An 18,753-nucleotide genomic window follows, 5' to 3' on the forward strand; every position below is an offset into this window, starting at 1 on the left:
GCGACACCCGTTGCGCGACACCTGTTGCGCGACACCGTCGCGGATTGCGACATGGAACAAGCGAAAAACTACTTTCGCACGCGTGCGGCGGGCTGTCCAGCCGGGATGCCCCGACTGGCATGCGTTTTGCTTGATACCGGACAGGCAGCCCACTGCCACCATCCCAACAATACGGAGACAAGCATGGATATCGCGACCCGCGTTACCCCGGAGACCTACGGCACCCGCCTGGACCTCAGGACGCAGTACGACAATTTCATCGACGGCAAGTGGCAGTCGCCCGCGGATGGCGAATACTTCGACAACGTCACGCCGGTCACGGGCCAGACCCTGAGCCGCAACGCGCGCTCGAAGGAGCGCGACATCGAATTGGCGCTGGATGCCGCGCACCGCGCCGCGCCAAAATGGGGTTCGACCCCGGCCGCCGAACGCGCCCGCATGCTCATGAAGATTGCGGACGTGATGGAAGCCAACCTCGAACGCCTGGCCACGGCGGAAACCTGGGACAACGGCAAGCCCATCCGCGAGGCCCGAGCCGCCGACATTCCCCTGGCCATCGACCACTTCCGCTATTTCGCGTCGTGCATCCGCAGCCAGGAAGGCGGGCTGTCCGAGATCGATCACGACACGGTGGCCTACCACTTCAATGAACCGCTGGGCGTGGTCGGCCAGATCATCCCGTGGAACTTCCCCATTCTGATGGCTGCGTGGAAGCTCGCGCCCGCGCTGGCCGCCGGCAATTGCGTGGTGCTGAAACCGGCCGAACAGACGCCGCTGGGCATTCTGCTGCTGATGGAACTGATCGGCGACATCCTGCCGCCGGGCGTCGTCAACGTGGTAACCGGCTTCGGGCTGGAAGCCGGCAAGCCCTTGGCATCGAGCAAGCGCATTGCCAAGATCGCGTTCACCGGTGAAACCACCACCGGGCGGCTGATCATGCAGTACGCGTCGCAGAACATCATCCCTGTCACGCTGGAACTGGGCGGCAAGTCGCCCAACATCTTCTTTGCGGATGTGGCCGCGCAGGACGACGATTTCCTGGACAAGGCCGTCGAAGGCTTCGTCATGTTCGCGCTGAACCAGGGCGAGGTGTGCACGTGCCCCAGCCGCGCACTGATCCAGGAATCGCTCTACGACAAGTTCATGGAACGCGCCCTGAAACGCGTGGCCGAGATCAAGCAGGGCAACCCGCTGGACGCCGACACCATGCTGGGCGCGCAGGCTTCCACCGAGCAGCTGGAAAAGATCCTGTCCTACCTGGACATCGGCAAGCAGGAAGGCGCCGACGTGCTGGCGGGCGGCTCGCGCGCGCAGATGCAGGGCGGGCTGGAAGGCGGCTACTACGTGCAGCCCACCGTGTTCAAGGGCCACAACAAGATGCGCGTGTTCCAGGAAGAAATCTTCGGGCCGGTCGTGGCGGTCACCACGTTCAAGGATGCCGATGATGCGCTGGCGCTGGCCAACGACACGCTGTACGGCCTGGGCGCGGGCGTGTGGTCGCGCGACGCCAACACGTGCTACCGGATGGGACGCGCGATCAAGGCGGGACGCGTGTGGACCAACTGCTATCACGCCTATCCGGCGCACGCGGCATTCGGCGGCTACAAGCAATCGGGCATCGGGCGTGAGAACCACAAGATGATGCTCAACCACTATCAGCAGACGAAGAACCTGCTGGTGAGCTATTCGCCGAAGAAGCTGGGGTTCTTCTGATCAGCCTGGCTTGATCTGTCCATCCCAAGCCGCTTGCGCGGCCAACCTGCGCGCCGGGTCCGCCCGGCGCGCTTGCAGAGGAATCCCGTCATGCCAGAGCACACGCCACGCGTGGTTGCGACCGACGAGGCGCGCCAGCTGATCGACACCTTGCGCACCAAGCACGGGCCGCTGATGTTTCACCAGTCCGGGGGCTGCTGCGACGGCAGCTCGCCCATGTGTTATCCCCAGGGCGAGTTCATGGTGGGCGGCTCGGATGTGCTGTTGGGCGATCTGGAAGGCTGCCCGTTCTGGATCGGTGAAGACCAGTTCGCTTACTGGGAACACACCCAGCTCGTCATCGACGCCGTGCCCGGACGCGGCGGCGCGTTTTCGCTGGACAGTGCGGAAGGCAAGCGGTTTCTGCTGCGGTCTCGGCTGTACTCGGATGACGAGTGGGCGAACGTCGGGCCGGTGACGAAGGGATAGCGCGCCTTAGCCGCGCTTGCCGTGGCCGCCGCCCTTGGACAAGGTGTCGTCCTGAAGGCCGGCGCGTTCGGCCTGTTTCCACTGGAAGGACACCCGCCGGATGCGGGCGGCGCGGAATTGCGTGAACGAACGGCCGCCCGGCATGGGCGCACCGCGATAGGCGCTGCTTGCGTTTTTCATTGCTGATGTTGCGTTGACGAGAAATCTTGCGAAGGATGATTGGGCGAAGCGGCCGACGTCGTGCAGCCGTCGCCGTGCGGCGGGCCAGGTGCAGCCGGCCAGGTGCGCCCGGCTAGGTGCGCCCGGCTAGGTGCGGCCGGCGAGGTGCGGCGGCGGGCCTGGCGCGGCTATCTAAAGGCCGGCATGCGGTGACCACGCGCTGGCCGGCGCTTTGCGGCGCGTCCACGCCAGTGCGTCTTCCAATCGGTCGTTGCCCCAGAACATTTCCCCCTCCACGAAAAGCGTCGGTGCGCCGAAGATGCCCAGGTCACGTGCACGGTCGACCTGCTTGCGCAGCGCCTCCTTGGCGGTTTCCGTCTTGGCCCGGGCGATGAGCGCATCGGCATCCAGCGACAGGCCAATGAGCAGATCGCGCACGACGTCTTCGGACTGAATGTCCAGGTCGTGCTGAAAATTCGCGCGGAACACCGCGACGCAGAAATCGCGTCCCCAAGGTTCATCCTGGCCCAGCAGCGCGATGCGCGCCGGCAGCACGCTCATGCGCGGAAAGAGGCGCGGGCGGTTGTAGACCACGCCGTACTTCTCGGCCAGGCGGGCGATGTCGCGCATCATGTACGCGCCCTTGCCGGGAAACAGCCGGAACGGCGTGTCGTTCCAGCCCTGCGCCTGGAAGATCGGCCCCAGCAGAAACGGCCGCAAATCCACCTTGACCTCGGCCTCGCGCGCAAGACGGTCGATGCGCTCGATCGCCAGATAGCTGTACGGGCTGGCGAAGTCGAACCACATTTCGATGCGGGGCGTATCGGGCAAGGACGCGGTCATGGCTGAAACTCCGGTTGGCCTGCACAGCGGGGCGTGGCCGTGGCGCGCTGCGCCTGACCGCCCTGCGAAAGTAGCGCGACCTGCGCATCCGGCAGGCCGCTGAGGACGACGTCGCGATCGCTGTGCACGGTCAGGGATTCGCCCGCTTGCAGCACGCTGTCATCGAAGCGGCGGTACTCGGAGACCCACACGGCGCCAGCGTGACACTCGATGCGGACGCCCGAAGCGCGCTTGAGCAGCATAGTCGAGCCGCCGCCCAAACGGAATGACATGCCTGCGGTGCAACATAACTGGAACATGGCGCCCCTCCCGGCCGCAGCAGCGGCGATCACGGCGGATGACCACGACCTGGTCCCGGTCACCCAACGTCTGAGTCATATTGGACGCCCGCGGCGTACTATTGCTCAAGCGACTTTTCCGCTCGACACGCATGAGTTTCACGAATGCCATATCCGCTAGCGAAACTACCTCCGCTTGATCTGGTTCGCGGCTTTGTCGCCGTCGGCCGCCGCATGAGCATCACGCTTGCCGCGCAGGATCTGCATGTCACGCAGTCCGCCGTCAGCCGCCAGATCCGCGCGCTGGAAGCCCATCTGGGGGTGCCGTTGCTGGTGCGCGGGTTTCGTAGCGTGACGTTCACCTCTGAAGGCGCGCAGCTTTTCCGGATGGCCGATGTATGGCTCAGTCAGCTCGGCGACCTGACCGAACAACTGCGCGCCCCCGAGCGGCGCACGCCTGTCACCGTCACCACCACCATCGGCGTGGCCTCGTTGTGGCTGCTGCCCCGGCTGGGCGATTTTCAGGCGGCGTATCCCGACATCGACGTGCGCGTGGCCGCCGACAACCGGCTGATCGACATCGACCGCGAAGCCGTCGACATCGCCATCCGCTACAGCGAGCGCAACACGGTCTCCGATGGCGCCGTGTGGCTCTTTGGCGAGTCGGTGGTGCCCGTAGCCCATCCGTCGCTCAACGCGCGCGAACTGGATGCGCGCGAGTTGCAGCGCCATGTGCTGCTGGAATTCGACGATCCCACGCGGCCCTGGCTGCAATGGTCGGAATGGCTCAACGCGCGCGGCCTGGGGCGTGTGCGCCCGAAGGGCATGCTGCGCTTCAACCAGTACGACCAGATCGTGCATGCCGCGCTGGCCGGCCACGGCATCGCGCTGGGGCGGCTGGCGTTGATTGCGCCCATGCTCGCGGACCGGCGGTTGGCCCTCGTTGGCAGCCCCGCGGCCAGCGCCACCGAACACGCCTACTGGCTGGTGCGTAACGCGCGGCGCAGCACGCCGGATGCCGACGTCGTCACGCAGTGGCTGGTGGATCAGGCAGCGGCGACGGCGCGGGATTTGACGGGTTGAGCGGACGTCGCCGCGGCGAACGGCGCGGCGGGCGCGCGCAAGGGCGAACGCGGGTGGCACAGCAGCCGCCCATGCCCTGGTTACCAGACCGGCGACCACCAGACCGCTCGGGAGCAGCCCGCCGTGCCCTGTGTAGCCTGCCGGTCAGTCCACCACGACCTGCGCCGGACCGTCAGCCATCTCGCCGATCACGGCGGCCTGGCCGAAGCCCTGTTCGTGGAAGATCTTGAGCACCGCATCCGCGGCTTCCGGCACGCACGACACCAGCAGGCCACCCGAGGTCTGCGGATCCGTCAGCAAAGCACGCTGGGTGTCCGACACCCCGGCGCCCAGACGCACCGATTCGCCGTACGACGTCCAGTTACGGCCGGACGCGCCCGTGATCACGCCGTCGGCGGCAAACGCTTGCACACCTGGCAGCCAGGGCAAAGCATCCAGCCGCACGCGAGCCGTGAGCTTGGCGCCGCGCGCCATCTCCAGCGCATGGCCCAACAGGCCAAAGCCCGTCACGTCGGTGATCGCATGCACCCCATCCAGCGCGGCCAGCGCGGGGCCGGGACGATTCAGGCGTGTCGTCGTGTCGATCATGACGCGATAACCGTCCACGTCCAGCAGATTCTTCTTGAGCGCCGCCGACAGGATGCCCACGCCCAGGCCCTTGCCCAGGATCAGCACGTCGCCGGCGCGCGCATCCGCGTTGCGCTTGATGCGGTCCGGACGCACCAGCCCCATCGCGGCCAGGCCATAGATGGGTTCGACCGAATCGATGCTGTGGCCGCCCGCCACCGGAATGCCCGCGTCGGCACAGACCGATTCGCCGCCCTTCAGAATCTCGGCAATCACGTCGTGCGGCAGCACATTGATCGGCATGCCGACGATCGCCAGCGCCATGATCGGCGTGCCGCCCATGGCGTACACATCCGACAGCGCGTTCGTCGCGGCGATCCGGCCGAAGTCGAAGGGATCGTCCACGATGGGCATGAAGAAGTCCGTGGTGGCGATAAGCGCCTGCTCGTCGTTCAGCCGGTACACCGCCGCATCATCCGCGGTTTCCGTGCCCACCAGCAGGTTTGGATAGCTGGCGGCGGGGCCAAACCGCGCCAGCAGCGCCGACAGCACCCCTGGCGCAATCTTGCAGCCGCAGCCGCCGCCATGCGATAGCGACGTCAAGCGCGGCGCGTTGGTGGACGCAACATCCTGGGTCATCTCAGTCTCCGTGAGTCAGTCGGAAAAAGGATAGCACCGGCCCGGTGAATGGCCCTATGATCGAACGCAGCCAGGCCCTCGCCATTGAACGCTCGCTTGCAGGAGTCCGCCTTGATCAGCCGCCGCCGCCTTCTGCAAACCGGTTTGACGCTCGCGGCGCTGCCCGCGTGGGCGGGCGCTGCGAACAATGCGGCAAGCAACGCCGCGGGTGGCGTCGGAAAAGGCCCGGCAAATGGCGCCCAGAATGGCAGCCCGAACGGCACCCCGAGTGCCGCCCAGAATGCCGCCCCGACAGCCGACGCATTGAAAGCCGCCACCGGCCCCAACTGGGCGCCATGGACCGGCCCCACCTTGCCGCTCGTCCTGCCCGACCTCGGCGGGCGCGAGCTAAAGCTTTCCGCGTGGCGCGGCAGCGTCGTCATCGTCAGCTTCTGGGCCACCTGGTGTGAGCCGTGCCGCGACGAACTCCCCGTTCTGTCCACCATGGCCAAGCGGCATCGCGAAGAAGGCCTTCGCCTTGTCGCCGTCAACGTCGGCGAAGCGCCCGCCAAGATCTCCGCCTTCCTGAAAAAGACCCCCATCAACGGCACGGTCCTGCACGACCGCAACAGCGCCGCATCGAAGAAGTGGGAAGCCGCCGCGCTGCCCGCCAACTACCTCGTCGACCGCGCCGGCACGATCCGGTTCTGGCATCTAGGTGAACTGAACTGGAAGTCGCACGAGATAGGCGGCGTGGTGACGCGCATGCTGCGCAGTTGATGGAGCCTGCATCGGGGTATATCGGCACTTGGTCCGCCGTCCACCCCGACGACCGCCCGATCAGCCACTGAAAGAGCCCGTGGTGGCGCGGGGTTCGCGTTGCGGGCCGTTTAGATGGTGCCCGGCGGAATCCGAAGGGAGCCGAAGGCGGACGAGGATGAGCACGGGGAAGTCCGGAGCGAAGGCTCCGGACCGCCATCGGAGGCCCGCAACGCGAACCCCGCGACGCCGCGGGCGGCAGAAGAACACAAACCGACAGCCCGGTGTCAGACACCCGGACACGACGCAGTATCACGACGACTATCTCGTACGGGAATCAGACACCTGCGTGGGGAGCGGCAGAAGAACCCAAATGGCGGAAGGCAGCAGGAGTCGAACCTACCTGGGAACGTCTGACGCCCCCAACCGGGTTTGAAGCCCGGCCGTGCCGCCGGGCACGGATGCCTTCCGCGGCGGACCGCCTATGATACCGGCTCGGCGGGCGGCTGCATCGCCGCGTACGCGCTTTCGCCGCGCAGCACATGCGTATCCCGCACCCGCCGCGTGTAGCCCACGCGATCGAAGAACTCCAGGATCTGGATCGCCCGCTTGCGACCCAGGCCCGTCGCGTCCCGGAAAACCGCAGCGTTCAAGCCCGGCGGCTGCGCGGCCAGGTCTGCTGCCAGCGCCGCCAGCTTGCGCACCTGATCACGGTGATAGAACAGATCCTTCACTACCTGCGCCACCTCGCCACGCCGCAGCAGCTTGCGCAGCAATTGGCGCACGGCGTCCTCGGGCTGCGCCTGCAGCTTCGCCAGATCGCGCACCCACGGCGGATCGAACGCGCCCGCGTCCAGCAGCGGCAACAGACGCGCCGCCAGCGCGGATTCGGCCGTTCCCAGCGTCGCAGTGTGCGTAGGCAGATGCAGCCAGGGACCATTGCGCGCGATATGGCCGTCGCGCTGCAGTTCGTCGAGCAGCGATGTCCAAAGCGTATCGGACATTGCAGGGAACGCCATGCGCCGCAGCCGCGCGCTGTCCGGACCCGGTTCGTCGGGCGCGCTTTGGTGGAACGACGCCAGCGCCTGCTCGGTCCGATCGCGCAGCGCCTTCCAATGCGCGTCCAGGATCAGCGTGCGCGCGCCCTGCGCATTGCGCGGCTCGATCCACACCGCACCTTCGGGCGCCGCGATGTCGCTGACCGGCAGGCCCGTCAGACGCTGTAGTGCTGCTTCGTCCAGGCCTTGCGGCGCATGCCCCAGCACCGGTTGCAGGCCGCCGCCATCCAGCATGTCCGTCAGCGCCTGCAGGCCCGCCAGCCGCGACGCCGACCGGCGCTTGCGGTCCGGCGCATTGGGATCCAGCACCCGGCCGCCGCCCACCGTGCGCGTCGCCTGTGCGTTGCGCACGATGTAGCGGTCGCCCAGCATCGCGCAGACGGGTTCGTCGAACACCAGTTGCACCCATCCCGACTGGCCCGGCGACAGCGCCTCGGCGCTGATCGGCACCACGTGCGCCACATGGCGCGCCGCGCCGATGTGCACGTGCAGCGGCGCCCACGCCCGCACTGGCGCATCCGCGGACGGCAGCAGCGTCAGCGCCACATCCACGTGCTTCGAGGGCAGAAAGCAGCGCGCGTCCGCGATCCAGTCGCCGCGCGAAATGGCGTTCTTGTCGATGCCCGCCAGGTTCAGCGCGCACCGCTGGCCGGCCGAGCCCGTCTCGCTGGGCTGGTTCTGCGCGTGGATGCCGCGCACGCGAACGCGTGTATTGGCCGGCATCAGGCGCAGATCGGTCGCGTCGTCGTCCGCGCGGACCTGGCCGGCGTGCGCCGTCCCGGTGATGACCGTGCCGTGCCCGGACAAGGTGAACACGCGATCCACCGCCAGCCGGAAGAGGCCCGTGGCCTCGGGCCGCGACAGGGCCTGCGCCTGCGCGTGCAAATAGTCTTTCAGCGCCGCCACGCCGGGATCGCCGGCTTGCGCCGCCTCGGCAGGTGCTTCGGCGTGGGCCGCGTGGGATGTTTGGCTCGCCTGAGCCATCTGCGTCGCACTCGTGCCGAACACCGGCGCGCCTTGCAGGAACGTCCCTTCCGTCAACGCCGCGATCTCGCCGCGCACGGCTTCCAGTTGTGCCGCATCCGCGCGATCCGTCTTGGTCAGCGCCACCGCGCCGCGTGCCACGCCCAGCATCGACAGGATGGCCAGGTGCTCGCGCGTCTGCGGCATGACGCCGTCGTCCGCCGCCACCACCAGCAAGCCGAAATCTATCCCGCTGGCGCCGGCAGCCATCGTATGCACGAGCTTCTCGTGCCCCGGCACGTCGATGAAGCCCAGCACGTCGCCGTTGGCGAGCGGCGTGTAGGCGTAGCCCAGTTCGATGGAAATGCCGCGCGCCTTTTCTTCCTTCAGCCGGTCCGTGTCCACGCCCGTCAGCGCGCGCACGAGCGTCGTCTTGCCGTGGTCGATATGCCCTGCGGTGCCGACGATCATGCCAGCGGCTCCGCCAGCTGCGCCGCAAAAGCGGCTTCGTCGCGGTCTTCCAGGCAGCGCAGGTCCAGCCACAACGCGTCATCCGCAATGCGGCCGATGACGGGCACCGGCAGCTTGCGCAACAGCGTCTCCAGCCGGTCCAGATGCCGCCCGGGGCGGCCGGTTCCCGCATGGCGCACGGCCAGTCCGTAACTGGGAAGCTGGTCGATGGGCAACGCGCCGCTGCCGATCTGGCTGAACATCGGCACCGCCTCGACCGCATAGCCCGGGCCTGCGGCATGCGCCAGCACGCCGCGCAGCCGTTCGGCCTGCGGCTGAATATCGCGCAGCGGCCGGGTCAACAGGCGCAGCGTCGTCAGCCGCTGCGCCAGGAACTCCGGTGCGCGATACAGCTGCAGCACGGGTTCCAGCGCCGCCAGCGTCAGCTTGCTGACGCGCAGCGCGCGCTTGAGCGGATTCTTTTTGATCTTGCGGATCAGGTCGGCGCGGCCCACCAACAGGCCGGCCTGCGGTCCGCCCAGCAGCTTGTCGCCGCTGAACGTGACCAGATCGGCGCCCGCAGCGATGGTCTCGCGCACGGTGTCTTCTTTCGGCAGCCCGAATTGCGTCAGGTCCACCAGCGTGCCGCTGCCAAGATCCACCGTGGCCGGCAGACCGCGCGCATGGGCCAGCGCCGCCACCTCGGCCACGCTCACGCTTTTGGTGAAGCCGGTCACTGCGTAGTTGCTGCAATGCACCTTCATCAGCATCGCGGTGCGCGGGCCGATGGCGTTTTCATAATCCGCCGCGTGCGTGCGGTTGGTGGTGCCGACTTCGATGAGCTTGGCGCCCGCCCGCTTCATGATGTCGGGGATGCGGAACGCGCCGCCGATCTCGACCAGTTCGCCGCGCGACACCACGACTTCGCGGCGATCCGCCAGGGCGTTGAGCATCAGCAGCACGGCCGCGGCATTGTTGTTGACCACCGTGGCGGCCTCGGCGCCCGTCAGCTCGCACAGCAGATCGTCGATGAGGTCGTCGCGATCGCCGCGGCCGCCGGTGTCCAGGTCGAACTCCAGGTTGGCGGGCGTGGTCAGCGCGCGCAGCACCGAGGCCACCGCTTCGTCGGGCAGCAGCGCGCGGCCCAGGTTGGTGTGCAGCACGGTGCCGGTCAGGTTGTAGACCGCGCGCAGACGGGGCCGCGCGGCCTCGTCCAGCGCGGCTGATGTGCGCCCCGCGACCGCGGCCGCCTCCAGCTCGTGGCGCGGCACGCCGCCGTCCAGCGCGCGCTTGCGCAGCGCGTCCAGGTCACGGCGCAGGGCCGCCACCACTTGTGTCCGCCCGTGGGTTGCGAGCGCCGGCTGCAACGCGTCGGCATTCAGCAGGCGGTCCAGCGAAGGAATGTCGGACGCGGCGGCAAGGCCGGCGCCGGACAGTTGATCTGCCATGCGAGACTCCGTCATTGAGCGGCGCTAGTCCTCGGCGCCATGCCACAGCAGCGGATTGCCGCTGGACCGCGAATAACCGGCCTCGCCGACCAGCACGTCGAGCATCAGGCTGGCCAGGTCATCGGCCACCGGCTCCACGTACAGATCCTTGTCCTGGTAGAAGATCTTGCGGTACGTGTGGCAGTTGTCACAGGTTTCGGCCTTGATGGCAGGCGTGCGGCCCTCGATGGACTGGTACGCGACCTTTTCCACGTCCTCGCAGTGCGAGCATTTGACCCGCACCATGTGCCACTGCGTCGCGCACAGGCTGCAGCACAGGTAGCGATAGCCTTCGTACTGGCCGCCGACGCGCACGATGCTGGCGACCGGCAGGCTGCCGCATACCGGGCACACGCCGAACGGGCTGGCGACGGGGAGTTGCTTGGGATCGAAGCGGTTGGCCAGGTCCGTCCAGTAGACCTGCAACGCTGCCATGACAAAGGGCGCGGCCGCGCTGTCCACGCCTTCGTCCTGCTCGGACAGCACGGCCTGCGCCAGGTCTTCAAGCGATTCGGGATCGTCGGCCAGCGCGCGCCGCAGCGCGGCGCAGACGTCAAGGGCTTCGGCGGGCACGCCAGGGGCGCGCGACACGTCGTCCAGCAACTGGCCCAGGATGCGGAGCCACAGCGCATCGCGCGGCCAGCCGATGGCCTGCAGCGGCGGCATGCCATGCGCCTGCGCGAGCGAAATCCGGTCTTCGGTGGCGGGCGGCGCGGCGCAGTCCTGCAGCGCGCGGTGCTGCGCGTCGACCAGATGCGCCATGAGCTGCAGGTAGTCGCCGACCGGATTGCCGTCGGCAAGCTGCCGCAGGCGCGCCGCCCGCGCCGCGAAAACGGATGTCCGTTCCGGCAGGGTGATGCGGGGAATGGCGTTATGGTCTAGCGCTTCGATCTCGCCGCGTGGAAGAATTCGCTGCAATTCTCGTCTCCAGAAAAACAAATACGGCTGCCAGCCTGCAAAGAGGATAGCAGCCGTCGATCACGACATGCCGGGGGTTACTTCTTCACCTGCTCCCGGAACCAGGCGCGATGGTGCTTCCACGCCCAGCCGGCGGTGACATAGCCGCGCAGCATTGCCGTGAGCGACCCCTTCACCCAGATCGCCGCGTAAATATGCACAATGATCGCGCAGATCAGCACCAGCGCACAAACCGCGTGCAGCACGGACGCGGCGCGGATCACTTCGATCGGGAAGTAGAACGCGAAATACTCGCGCCAGATCACGATGCCGCTGACCATCAGCCCCAGCATGCACAGGATCAGCACATAGAAGAGCAGCTTCTGGCCGGCGTTGTACTTGCCGACCTCGGGCAGCTTTTCCTCTCGGTTCTCGACCACGTCGTCGAGCTGCCTGAGCCACTGGCGATCCGCGCGCGTCAGCAGGTTGTGGCGCCACATGTGCCCGGCAAACACGGCAAAGCAGACGAACATCACCACCCCGATGAACGGATGCAGGATGCGCGTCCAGGGTCCGCCCCCGAACAGGTTGGACAGCCAATACATGGATGGATGAAACAGCGCCAGCCCGGACAGCGCGAGCAGGATGAACGTGAGCGCGATGATCCAGTGGTTGGTGCGCTCGCCCGGCGTGTAGCGCTTGATGCGGCGGTAGTGGTGTTCTTCACTCATGGCGCACCTCCTCTTCGGCCCTGCGTTCGTCTTCCTCGGTCACTTCGTTGCGGCCCACGCGCGCATAGTGGAAAAAGCCCGCCAGCGCGGTGAGCGCCATCGTGGCCAGGCCCAGCGGCTTGGCCAGGCCCTTCCACAGCGACACCATCGGACTGATCTTCGGATCGGCGGGCAGCCCGTGGTACAGCCCCGGCTGGTCGGCGTGATGCAGCACGTACATGACGTGCGTGCCGCCCACGCCGGGCGGGTCATACACGCCGGCCTGCGCAAAGCCGCGCGACTTCAGGTCTTCGACGCGTTCGGCCGCATGCTGGTGCATGTCGTCCTTGGTGCCGAAGACGATGGCGCCGGTGGGACAGGCCTTGACGCACGCGGGCTCCATGCCGACCGCGACGCGATCGGAACACAACGTGCACTTGTAGGCCTTGTTGTCCTTCTTGGAAATGCGCGGGATGTTGAACGGACAGCCGGTGATGCAGTAGCCGCATCCGATGCAGTTTTCCTCGTGGAAGTCCACGATGCCGTTGTTGTACTGGATGATGGCGCCCGGCGAGGGACAGGCCTTCAGGCAGCCCGGGTCCTCGCAGTGCATGCAGCCGTCCTTGCGGATCAGCCATTCCAGGTCGCCGGCGTGATTCTCGAATTCCGAGAAGCGCATGACGGTCCAGGAGTGCTCGGTGAGGTCGGCCGGGTTGTCGTAGACGCCTACGTTGACGCCGATCTCGTCGCGCAGGTCGTTCCACTCCATGCAGGCGCTCTGGCAGGCCTTGCAGCCGATGCACTTGGAGACGTCGATCAGCTTGGCCACCGAGCCCGTGACGGGTTCACGGATGCCCGGCGGCGGCGTGGTGGTGGCGGAGCGCCGCTTGATGTCCAGGGATTGCATTGACATGTCGGTTCTCCTATACCTTTTCGACCTTCACCAGGAACGACTTGAATTCCGGTGTCTGGGAATTGCCGTCGCCCACGAATGGCGTCAGGGTGTTGGTGAGGAAGCCCGGCTTGGCGATGCCCACGAAACCCCAGTGGATGGGAATGCCGACCTGGTGCACCGTCTTGCCTTCGATGGTGAGCGGACGGATGCGCTTGGTGACCAGCGCCACGGCCTTGATGTAGCCGCGGTTGGACGACACCTTGACGCGGGAGCCGTTGGGGATGCCCAGCTCCTTGGCCAGCGCCTCGCCGATCTCCACGAACTGCTCGGGCTGGAGAATCGCGTTGATGCGGACGTTCTTGGTCCAGTAGTGGAAGTGCTCCGTCAGGCGATAGGTGGTGGCGACATACGGGAAGTTCTCCACCGTGCCCATCGCCGCGAGGTCATCCTTGAAGATGCGCGCGGCCGGGTTGCTGGTGACGCCCTTGGCCTTGGGATGCAGCGGGTTGTAGCCCAGCGGGTTTTCGAAGGGTTCGTAGTGTTCCGGGAACGGCCCTTCGGCCAGGCCCGCCCGCGCAAAGAAGCGCGCCACGCCTTCCGGGTTCATGATGAACGGCCCCATGCCGCCCGCGGGGTTCTCGTCGCCCTTGAAGTCGGGGATGTCGGCGCCTACCCACGCCCTGCCGTTCCATGACACCACGCTGCGCCGCGGATCGAACGGCTTGCCTTCCAGGTCGCACGACGCGCGGTTGTAGAGGATGCGGCGGTTGGCCGGCCACGCCCAGGCCCAGTTCAGGGTCTGGCCGATGCCGGTGGGGTCGCTGTTGTCGCGGCGCGCCATCAGGTTGCCGCTGGGACTCCAGGCGCCCGCAAAGATCCAGCAGCCGCTGGCGGTGGAGCCGTCGTCGCGCAGTTCGGCAAAGCCGGCAAGCTGCTCGCCGGCGCGGCGCATGATCTTCGTCGGATCCTTGGGATCGGCCAGATCCACCAGCGCGCGGCCCGTGTATTCCTTGGCCAGTTCCTCGGCCGTGGGATTCTGCGGATTGGAATAGGGCCACGACAGGTTGACGATGGGGTCGGGGTACTTGCCGCCGTCCTGTTCGTACATCTTGCGCAGGCGCGTGTAGATGAGCGCCATGATCTCGATGTCGCTCTTGGCTTCGCCCGGGGGCTCGGCGCCCTTCCAGTGCCATTGCAGCCAGCGGCCGGAGTTGACCAGCGCGCCGTCTTCCTCGGCAAAACAGGTGGTGGGCAGGCGGAAGACCTCGGTCTGGATCTTGGACGGATCCACATCGTTGGCCTCGCCGGCGTTACGCCAGAACTCGGACGTTTCCGTGACCAGCGGATCCATGATGACCAGGAACTTGAGCTTGGCGAAGCCCTCGTTCAGCTTGGCCTTGTTGGGCGCCGCCGCCAGCGGGTTGAAGCCCTGCGCGATGTAGCCGTTCATCTTGCCCTGGACCATCAGCTCGTAGACCTGCAGCATGTCGTAGAGCTTGTCCAGCTTGGGCAGGTAATCGAACGCCCAGTTGTTGTCGGCCGTCGCCGCACCGCCCCACCAGGCCTTCATGAGACTGACGTGGAACTTGTGATAGTTCTGCCAGTAGCTAAGCTGGTTGGGCCGCAGCGGCTTGAGCGTGCGCGTGTCGATGTACTTGGCGTAGTCCTGCTCGGGCTCGTTGGGCAGCGTCATGTAGCCCGGCAGCAGGTTCGACATCAGGCCCAGATCGGTCAGGCCCTGGATGTTCGAGTGCCCGCGCAGCGCATTCATGCCGCCGCCCGCGATGCCGATGTTGCCCAGCAGCAGCTGCACCATCGCGCCCGTACGGATGATCTGCGAGCCGATGGAGTGCTGCGTCCAGCCCAGCGCGTACAGGATCGTGGCGGCGCGGTTGGTGGTGGCCGTGGACGCGAGCATGTCGCACACCGTCAGGAACTTGTCCTTGGGCGTGCCGCAGACGCGTTCGACCATTTCCGGCGTATAGCGCGAATAATGCTTCTTGAGCAGCTGATACACCGAACGCGGATGCTGCAGCGTGGGATCGGTCTTGACGTAGCCGTCGTCGCCGCGCTCGTAGTCCCAGCTTTGTTTGTCGTAGGTGCGCTTTTCGGCGTTGTAGCCCGAGTACAGGCCCGCGTCGAACGCGAAATCCTCGCGCACGATGAACGAAAAGTCGGTGTAGTTGCGCACGTACTCGTGCTGGATCTTGTCGTGATCCAACAGGTACTTGATGACGCCACCCAGGAAGATGATGTCGGTGCCGGTGCGTATGGGCGCGTAGAAGTCCGCCACGGACGCCGAACGCGTAAAGCGCGGATCCACGACGATCAACTTGGCCTTGTTGTGGGCCTTGGCTTCAGTAACCCACTTGAACCCGCACGGGTGGGCTTCGGCGGCATTGCCGCCCATGATCAAAACTATGTCCGCGTTCTTGATGTCGACCCAATGGTTCGTCATCGCTCCACGGCCAAACGTCGGGGCAAGACCTGCCACCGTCGGGCCATGTCAGACACGGGCTTGATTGTCGAACGCCAGCATCCCCATGCTGCGCACTGTCTTGTGCGTGATGTAACCGACCTCGTTGCTGCTTGCCGAGGCGGCCAGCATGCCGGTGGTCAGCCACCGGTTGACCGTCTTGCCGTCCGCGGTCTTCTCGACGAAGTTCGCGTCGCGGTCTTCCTTCATGAGCTTGGTGATGCGCGTCAGGGCTTCGTCCCACGACATCCGTACCCACTTGTCCGAACCGGGCGCCCGGTATTCCGGGAATTTAAGACGGTTGGGGCTGTGGATGAAGTCGATCAGGGCCGCGCCCTTCGGACAGAGGGTGCCGCGGTTGACGGGGTGGTCGGGGTCGCCTTCGATGTGCATGATGCTGGCGCGGGCGTTCTTCGAGCCATCGCCCAAGCCGTACATCAGCAAACCGCAGGCGACCGAACAGTAGGGACAGGTGTTGCGCGTTTCGGTCATGCGCGCAAGCTTGAACTGGCGCACCTCGGCCATGGCCGTGCCGGGGGCAGCCCCCAGCAAGGCCAGGCTGGAGCCCGCCAGCGTCGCACCGGTCACCTTGAAGAACTGGCGGCGATTCATGTTGACCATGAAGCACTCCTCTCCTGGTGAATGAAGGAAGCGGAAATTTCCAGGACGAAAAAGCCCTACGACTTCCAGGGAAATGTGAAGAAGTATAGGCCTTCGATACGCGATCCGTCATGCCTGCCGATGCCGGAGACGCCGGCGCTGGTCCGAATTTGACGGCAAAATGCGCTTTTTTCGCAGATTTTGCGGCAGTGCAGCGCTGCTACGATGGCCGGCGGCATCGGTGGTTCGGCAGCATGTTTGCGCCGGTCGCCGCCTGCCCTTTTTCCCGCATGTCATTGGAGCGCCGATGCGCCGCCTTGCCCCCTTGGCCCGAGTTCTCGCCCTGACACTGGCTTTCTCGCCCTTCGTTCTGATGCCGCTGGCGCCCGCCCACGCGGCGCCCGCCGCGCTGTCGCCCGCCGCCGCCGCCACCGAGGCGGCGCAGCAGGCGGCCACGGAGGGCTATCTGTATTTCTATCCGCTGGTGGCGATGGACCTGACCCGCCGGCAGTTCACGCATCCATCGCGGGGCGCCGATGGGGCGCCGGCCAACACGTTCCATCACGGGCGCACCCTGCCCCGCGCGGGCGCGGCCACGCCATGGGCGAACGTCGACATGCTGCGCAGCAGCGCGTGGCTGGATCTGACGGACGGACCCGTCGTGCTGTCCGTGCCCGACACGGCGGGACGGCTCTACACGCTGACGCTGCTGGATATGTGGACCGACGTCTTCGCGACGCTGGGCAAGCGCACCACGGGCACCGCAAAGGGCAACACCGTGATCGTGCCCCCGGGCTGGAGCGGCACGCTGCCCTCCGGCATGGCGCGCATCGACGCCCCCACCGTGCACGTCTGGGCGAAGGGGATGATCGAAACGCACGGCCCCGCCGACCAGGCGGCGGTAAACACATTGCAGGACGGCTTCGTCCTGACGCCCCTGGCGCAATGGAACCTGCCTGCGCAAGCGCCGCGCACCAAGCCCGACCCGTCCCTCGATCTGAAAATCCCGGTGAGCGAACAGGTGGACTCGATGCCCACCGACGCGTTCTTCACCTACGCCGCCGAACTGCTGCGCAAGCATCCGCCGCATGCGACGGACCAGCCTGTGCTGGCGCTGCTGCGCCGCGAGGGGCTGGTGCCCGGCCGTCCGTTCGACTTCGACAAGCTCGATCATTCCGCCAAGCAGGGCATGCGCCGCGGCGTGCGCGCCGCGCGTGACCGCATGGCGGCCGCCGCCGGCCGTTCGCTGCGCGCCACAGACGGCTGGCTGCAGGAAACAGGCAGCATCGGCGTGTATGGCAACGACTGGCTACGCCGCGCGCTGGCCGCGCAGGCGCAGCCGGGCAGCGGATTGCCCGAGGACCTGACGGTGCTGGTGCTGGCCACGGATAGCGATGGCGCGCTGCTGGACGGCGCGCACCGGTATGCGCTGCATCTCGAGACCGGCCAGTTGCCGGACGCGGGCGCGTTCTGGTCGCTGACGGCGTATGACAGCCAGGGCATGCCCGTGCCCAACCCCGTCAACCGCCATGCGCTCGGCAGCCGCGATCCGCTGCGCTACAACGCGGACGGCTCGCTGGATCTTGTCTTCAGCCACCCGGCGCCGCCGCCGGAAGATCAATCGAACTGGCTGCCGATTCCGGCGGCCGGGCCGGTGGGGATGCTGCTGCGGGTTTACCTGCCGGGACCGGCGGTGCGGGATGGCTTGTGGACGCCGCCTGCGGTGCGGCGGGATGTGCCGGAGGCTGAGGTTGCCGAGGCCAGCAATCCGGCAGTTGAGCCGGAAACCGCCGCACAGACGGAAGTCCCGACAACTGCTGCCGCCCCTGCCGCGCCACCCGCCAAGAAACCCTGACCGCACCAAAAATACGGCGCGATGTCAGCCGCCAGCCGCTACCATTGGCGTTTTATTCATGAATGAGCCGCCCGCCATGGACGACGCCTTTAGCCACCAATTGTCGATGACCATCCTGATGACGCCTGACATGGCGAATTTCTCAGGAAACGTACACGGCGGAACCATCCTCAAGTATCTGGACCAGGTAGCCTACGCCTGTGCCAGCCGGTACGCCGGCCAATATGTCGTGACGCTGTCCGTCGATCAGGTCGTGTTCCGCGAACCGATCCACGTCGGCGAGCTGGTGACGTTCCTGGCAGCCGTGAACTACACGGGCCGCACGTCGATGGAAATCGGCATCAAGGTCGTGACCGAGGACATCCGCAAGAAGCTGGTGCGTCACACCAACAGCTGTTATTTCACGATGGTGGCGGTGGACGACAAGGGCGCCCCGACCGCCGTGCCGCCGCTGGAGCCCCGCACGCACGAGGAAAAGCAGCGCTTCAAGGCCGCCGGCCTGCGCCGCGAACTGCGCCAGGAAATGGAACGCCGCCACGGCGAGATCAAGCGCGAAACCACGCACGACACGCCGGGCGCCTGATCATCGCGTTGGGGCGGCAGCGCCCTGTTCACCCCCGCCCGCTGGATATCCAGCCGCGGGGGTCTTGTATTAGCGAGCCTGCAGATGGTGTTCTGCATGCGCTTCGGCGAACCTGTGCGTTTCGCTGAGCCGGATGAATCAGCGGACGAACTCCGCATTACGTCTCGCATGACCCGGACGGCGCGGCCGTGATACCGCGCCGCTCTCTTGCGCGATTCCAAGTCTTGATCGATTTCCCATGACAATAAGACTCATCTGATTTTCAAGGTTCGATGCGTGTGCCGTAATGGC

General features: G+C 66.6%; 16 protein-coding genes and 1 tRNA gene. 6 read left to right on the top strand and 11 right to left on the bottom strand.

Features of this window, described 5'->3' with window-relative positions; all coding sequences use genetic code 11:
- Nucleotides 1-183 precede the first annotated feature (183 nt).
- Complete coding sequence (gene adh / locus HV681_RS14380; RefSeq protein ID WP_175123722.1) at nucleotides 184-1,713, top strand: aldehyde dehydrogenase; 1,530 nt, start codon at nucleotides 184-186, stop codon at nucleotides 1,711-1,713.
- Between the two features lie 90 nt (nucleotides 1,714-1,803).
- The gene (locus tag HV681_RS14385; protein WP_175123723.1) at nucleotides 1,804-2,181 is read left to right on the top strand and encodes a DUF779 domain-containing protein; all 378 of its coding nucleotides are present in this window, start codon (nucleotides 1,804-1,806) and stop codon (nucleotides 2,179-2,181) included.
- Between the two features lie 6 nt (nucleotides 2,182-2,187).
- Here HV681_RS14385 and HV681_RS14390 read toward each other — a convergent pair whose 3' ends face one another.
- From HV681_RS14390 to HV681_RS14400, 3 genes are all read right to left on the bottom strand, one after another.
- Nucleotides 2,188-2,361, bottom strand: coding sequence for a hypothetical protein (locus HV681_RS14390; protein ID WP_175123724.1), 174 nt, complete (start codon nucleotides 2,359-2,361; stop codon nucleotides 2,188-2,190).
- A 171-nt stretch (nucleotides 2,362-2,532) separates the two neighbouring features.
- Nucleotides 2,533-3,183: a 2-hydroxychromene-2-carboxylate isomerase gene (locus HV681_RS14395; RefSeq protein ID WP_175123725.1), complete on the bottom strand. Its 651-nt coding sequence runs from the start codon at nucleotides 3,181-3,183 to the stop codon at nucleotides 2,533-2,535.
- Nucleotides 3,180-3,455: a DUF2917 domain-containing protein gene (locus tag HV681_RS14400; RefSeq protein WP_175123726.1), complete on the bottom strand. Its 276-nt coding sequence runs from the start codon at nucleotides 3,453-3,455 to the stop codon at nucleotides 3,180-3,182. Before HV681_RS14400 ends, HV681_RS14395 begins: the two co-directional genes overlap by 4 nt.
- A gap of 171 nt (nucleotides 3,456-3,626) precedes the next feature.
- On the opposite strand from HV681_RS14400, the gene HV681_RS14405 reads away from it, so the two are divergent.
- Nucleotides 3,627-4,544 (top strand): LysR substrate-binding domain-containing protein, encoded by a 918-nt coding sequence (locus tag HV681_RS14405; RefSeq protein ID WP_175123727.1) that lies wholly within the window; start codon nucleotides 3,627-3,629, stop codon nucleotides 4,542-4,544.
- A 144-nt stretch (nucleotides 4,545-4,688) separates the two neighbouring features.
- Here the strand turns inward: HV681_RS14405 and selD are convergent, their stop codons facing one another.
- The gene (selD, locus tag HV681_RS14410; RefSeq protein ID WP_175123728.1) at nucleotides 4,689-5,750 is read right to left on the bottom strand and encodes a selenide, water dikinase SelD; all 1,062 of its coding nucleotides are present in this window, start codon (nucleotides 5,748-5,750) and stop codon (nucleotides 4,689-4,691) included.
- Nucleotides 5,751-5,861: 111 nt separating this feature from the next.
- On the opposite strand from selD, the gene HV681_RS27730 reads away from it, so the two are divergent.
- Nucleotides 5,862-6,509, top strand: coding sequence for a TlpA disulfide reductase family protein (locus HV681_RS27730; protein WP_254594969.1), 648 nt, complete (start codon nucleotides 5,862-5,864; stop codon nucleotides 6,507-6,509).
- A gap of 353 nt (nucleotides 6,510-6,862) precedes the next feature.
- On the opposite strand, the gene HV681_RS14420 is transcribed toward HV681_RS27730, so the two are convergent.
- The 7 genes from HV681_RS14420 to fdnG form a co-directional block, all read right to left on the bottom strand.
- Nucleotides 6,863-6,958: transfer RNA gene (locus HV681_RS14420), tRNA-Sec, on the bottom strand.
- A gap of 12 nt (nucleotides 6,959-6,970) precedes the next feature.
- Nucleotides 6,971-8,980, bottom strand: coding sequence for a selenocysteine-specific translation elongation factor (gene selB, locus HV681_RS14425; protein ID WP_175123729.1), 2,010 nt, complete (start codon nucleotides 8,978-8,980; stop codon nucleotides 6,971-6,973).
- Nucleotides 8,977-10,407 (bottom strand): L-seryl-tRNA(Sec) selenium transferase, encoded by a 1,431-nt coding sequence (gene selA / locus HV681_RS14430; protein ID WP_175123730.1) that lies wholly within the window; start codon nucleotides 10,405-10,407, stop codon nucleotides 8,977-8,979. The genes selB and selA overlap by 4 nt, the downstream gene beginning before the upstream one ends.
- A gap of 24 nt (nucleotides 10,408-10,431) precedes the next feature.
- The gene (gene fdhE / locus HV681_RS14435; RefSeq protein WP_175123731.1) at nucleotides 10,432-11,364 is read right to left on the bottom strand and encodes a formate dehydrogenase accessory protein FdhE; all 933 of its coding nucleotides are present in this window, start codon (nucleotides 11,362-11,364) and stop codon (nucleotides 10,432-10,434) included.
- Nucleotides 11,365-11,441: 77 nt separating this feature from the next.
- Nucleotides 11,442-12,074: a formate dehydrogenase subunit gamma gene (locus HV681_RS14440; RefSeq protein ID WP_175123732.1), complete on the bottom strand. Its 633-nt coding sequence runs from the start codon at nucleotides 12,072-12,074 to the stop codon at nucleotides 11,442-11,444.
- Nucleotides 12,067-12,966 carry a formate dehydrogenase subunit beta gene (gene fdxH / locus HV681_RS14445; protein WP_175123733.1) on the bottom strand — a complete coding sequence of 300 codons (900 nt, stop codon included), beginning with the start codon at nucleotides 12,964-12,966 and terminating at the stop codon, nucleotides 12,067-12,069. The genes HV681_RS14440 and fdxH overlap by 8 nt, the downstream gene beginning before the upstream one ends.
- A gap of 10 nt (nucleotides 12,967-12,976) precedes the next feature.
- Entirely contained in the window at nucleotides 12,977-16,045 is a 3,069-nt protein-coding gene (gene fdnG, locus HV681_RS14450) for a formate dehydrogenase-N subunit alpha (protein WP_175123734.1), read from the bottom strand.
- 286 nt (nucleotides 16,046-16,331) lie between these two features.
- Between fdnG and HV681_RS14455 the strand changes: the two genes are divergently transcribed.
- Both HV681_RS14455 and HV681_RS14460 read left to right on the top strand, forming a co-directional pair.
- Nucleotides 16,332-17,879 carry a DUF1254 domain-containing protein gene (locus HV681_RS14455; protein WP_175123735.1) on the top strand — a complete coding sequence of 516 codons (1,548 nt, stop codon included), beginning with the start codon at nucleotides 16,332-16,334 and terminating at the stop codon, nucleotides 17,877-17,879.
- Nucleotides 17,880-17,955: 76 nt separating this feature from the next.
- Nucleotides 17,956-18,462 carry an acyl-CoA thioesterase gene (locus HV681_RS14460; RefSeq protein WP_056319320.1) on the top strand — a complete coding sequence of 169 codons (507 nt, stop codon included), beginning with the start codon at nucleotides 17,956-17,958 and terminating at the stop codon, nucleotides 18,460-18,462.
- The last annotated feature ends 291 nt before the right edge of the window (nucleotides 18,463-18,753 follow it).

The organism is Achromobacter animicus, assembly GCF_902859585.1.
GTDB classification, from domain to species: Bacteria; Pseudomonadota; Gammaproteobacteria; order Burkholderiales; family Burkholderiaceae_B; genus Achromobacter; species Achromobacter animicus.

Excerpts from the sequence above, each read along its gene's own strand:
- adh (WP_175123722.1), top strand. The coding sequence starts at position 184 with ATGGATATCGCGACCCGCGTTACCCCGGAGACCTACGGCACCCGCCTG.
- HV681_RS14385 (WP_175123723.1), top strand. The coding sequence starts at position 1,804 with ATGCCAGAGCACACGCCACGCGTGGTTGCGACCGACGAGGCGCGCCAG.
- HV681_RS14390 (WP_175123724.1), bottom strand. The coding sequence starts at position 2,361 with ATGAAAAACGCAAGCAGCGCCTATCGCGGTGCGCCCATGCCGGGCGGC.
- HV681_RS14395 (WP_175123725.1), bottom strand. The coding sequence starts at position 3,183 with ATGACCGCGTCCTTGCCCGATACGCCCCGCATCGAAATGTGGTTCGAC.
- HV681_RS14400 (WP_175123726.1), bottom strand. The coding sequence starts at position 3,455 with ATGTCATTCCGTTTGGGCGGCGGCTCGACTATGCTGCTCAAGCGCGCT.
- HV681_RS14405 (WP_175123727.1), top strand. The coding sequence starts at position 3,627 with ATGCCATATCCGCTAGCGAAACTACCTCCGCTTGATCTGGTTCGCGGC.
- selD (WP_175123728.1), bottom strand. The coding sequence starts at position 5,750 with ATGACCCAGGATGTTGCGTCCACCAACGCGCCGCGCTTGACGTCGCTA.
- selB (WP_175123729.1), bottom strand. The coding sequence starts at position 8,980 with ATGATCGTCGGCACCGCAGGGCATATCGACCACGGCAAGACGACGCTC.
- selA (WP_175123730.1), bottom strand. The coding sequence starts at position 10,407 with ATGGCAGATCAACTGTCCGGCGCCGGCCTTGCCGCCGCGTCCGACATT.
- HV681_RS14440 (WP_175123732.1), bottom strand. The coding sequence starts at position 12,074 with ATGAGTGAAGAACACCACTACCGCCGCATCAAGCGCTACACGCCGGGC.
- fdxH (WP_175123733.1), bottom strand. The coding sequence starts at position 12,966 with ATGTCAATGCAATCCCTGGACATCAAGCGGCGCTCCGCCACCACCACG.
- HV681_RS14455 (WP_175123735.1), top strand. The coding sequence starts at position 16,332 with ATGCGCCGCCTTGCCCCCTTGGCCCGAGTTCTCGCCCTGACACTGGCT.
- HV681_RS14460 (WP_056319320.1), top strand. The coding sequence starts at position 17,956 with ATGGACGACGCCTTTAGCCACCAATTGTCGATGACCATCCTGATGACG.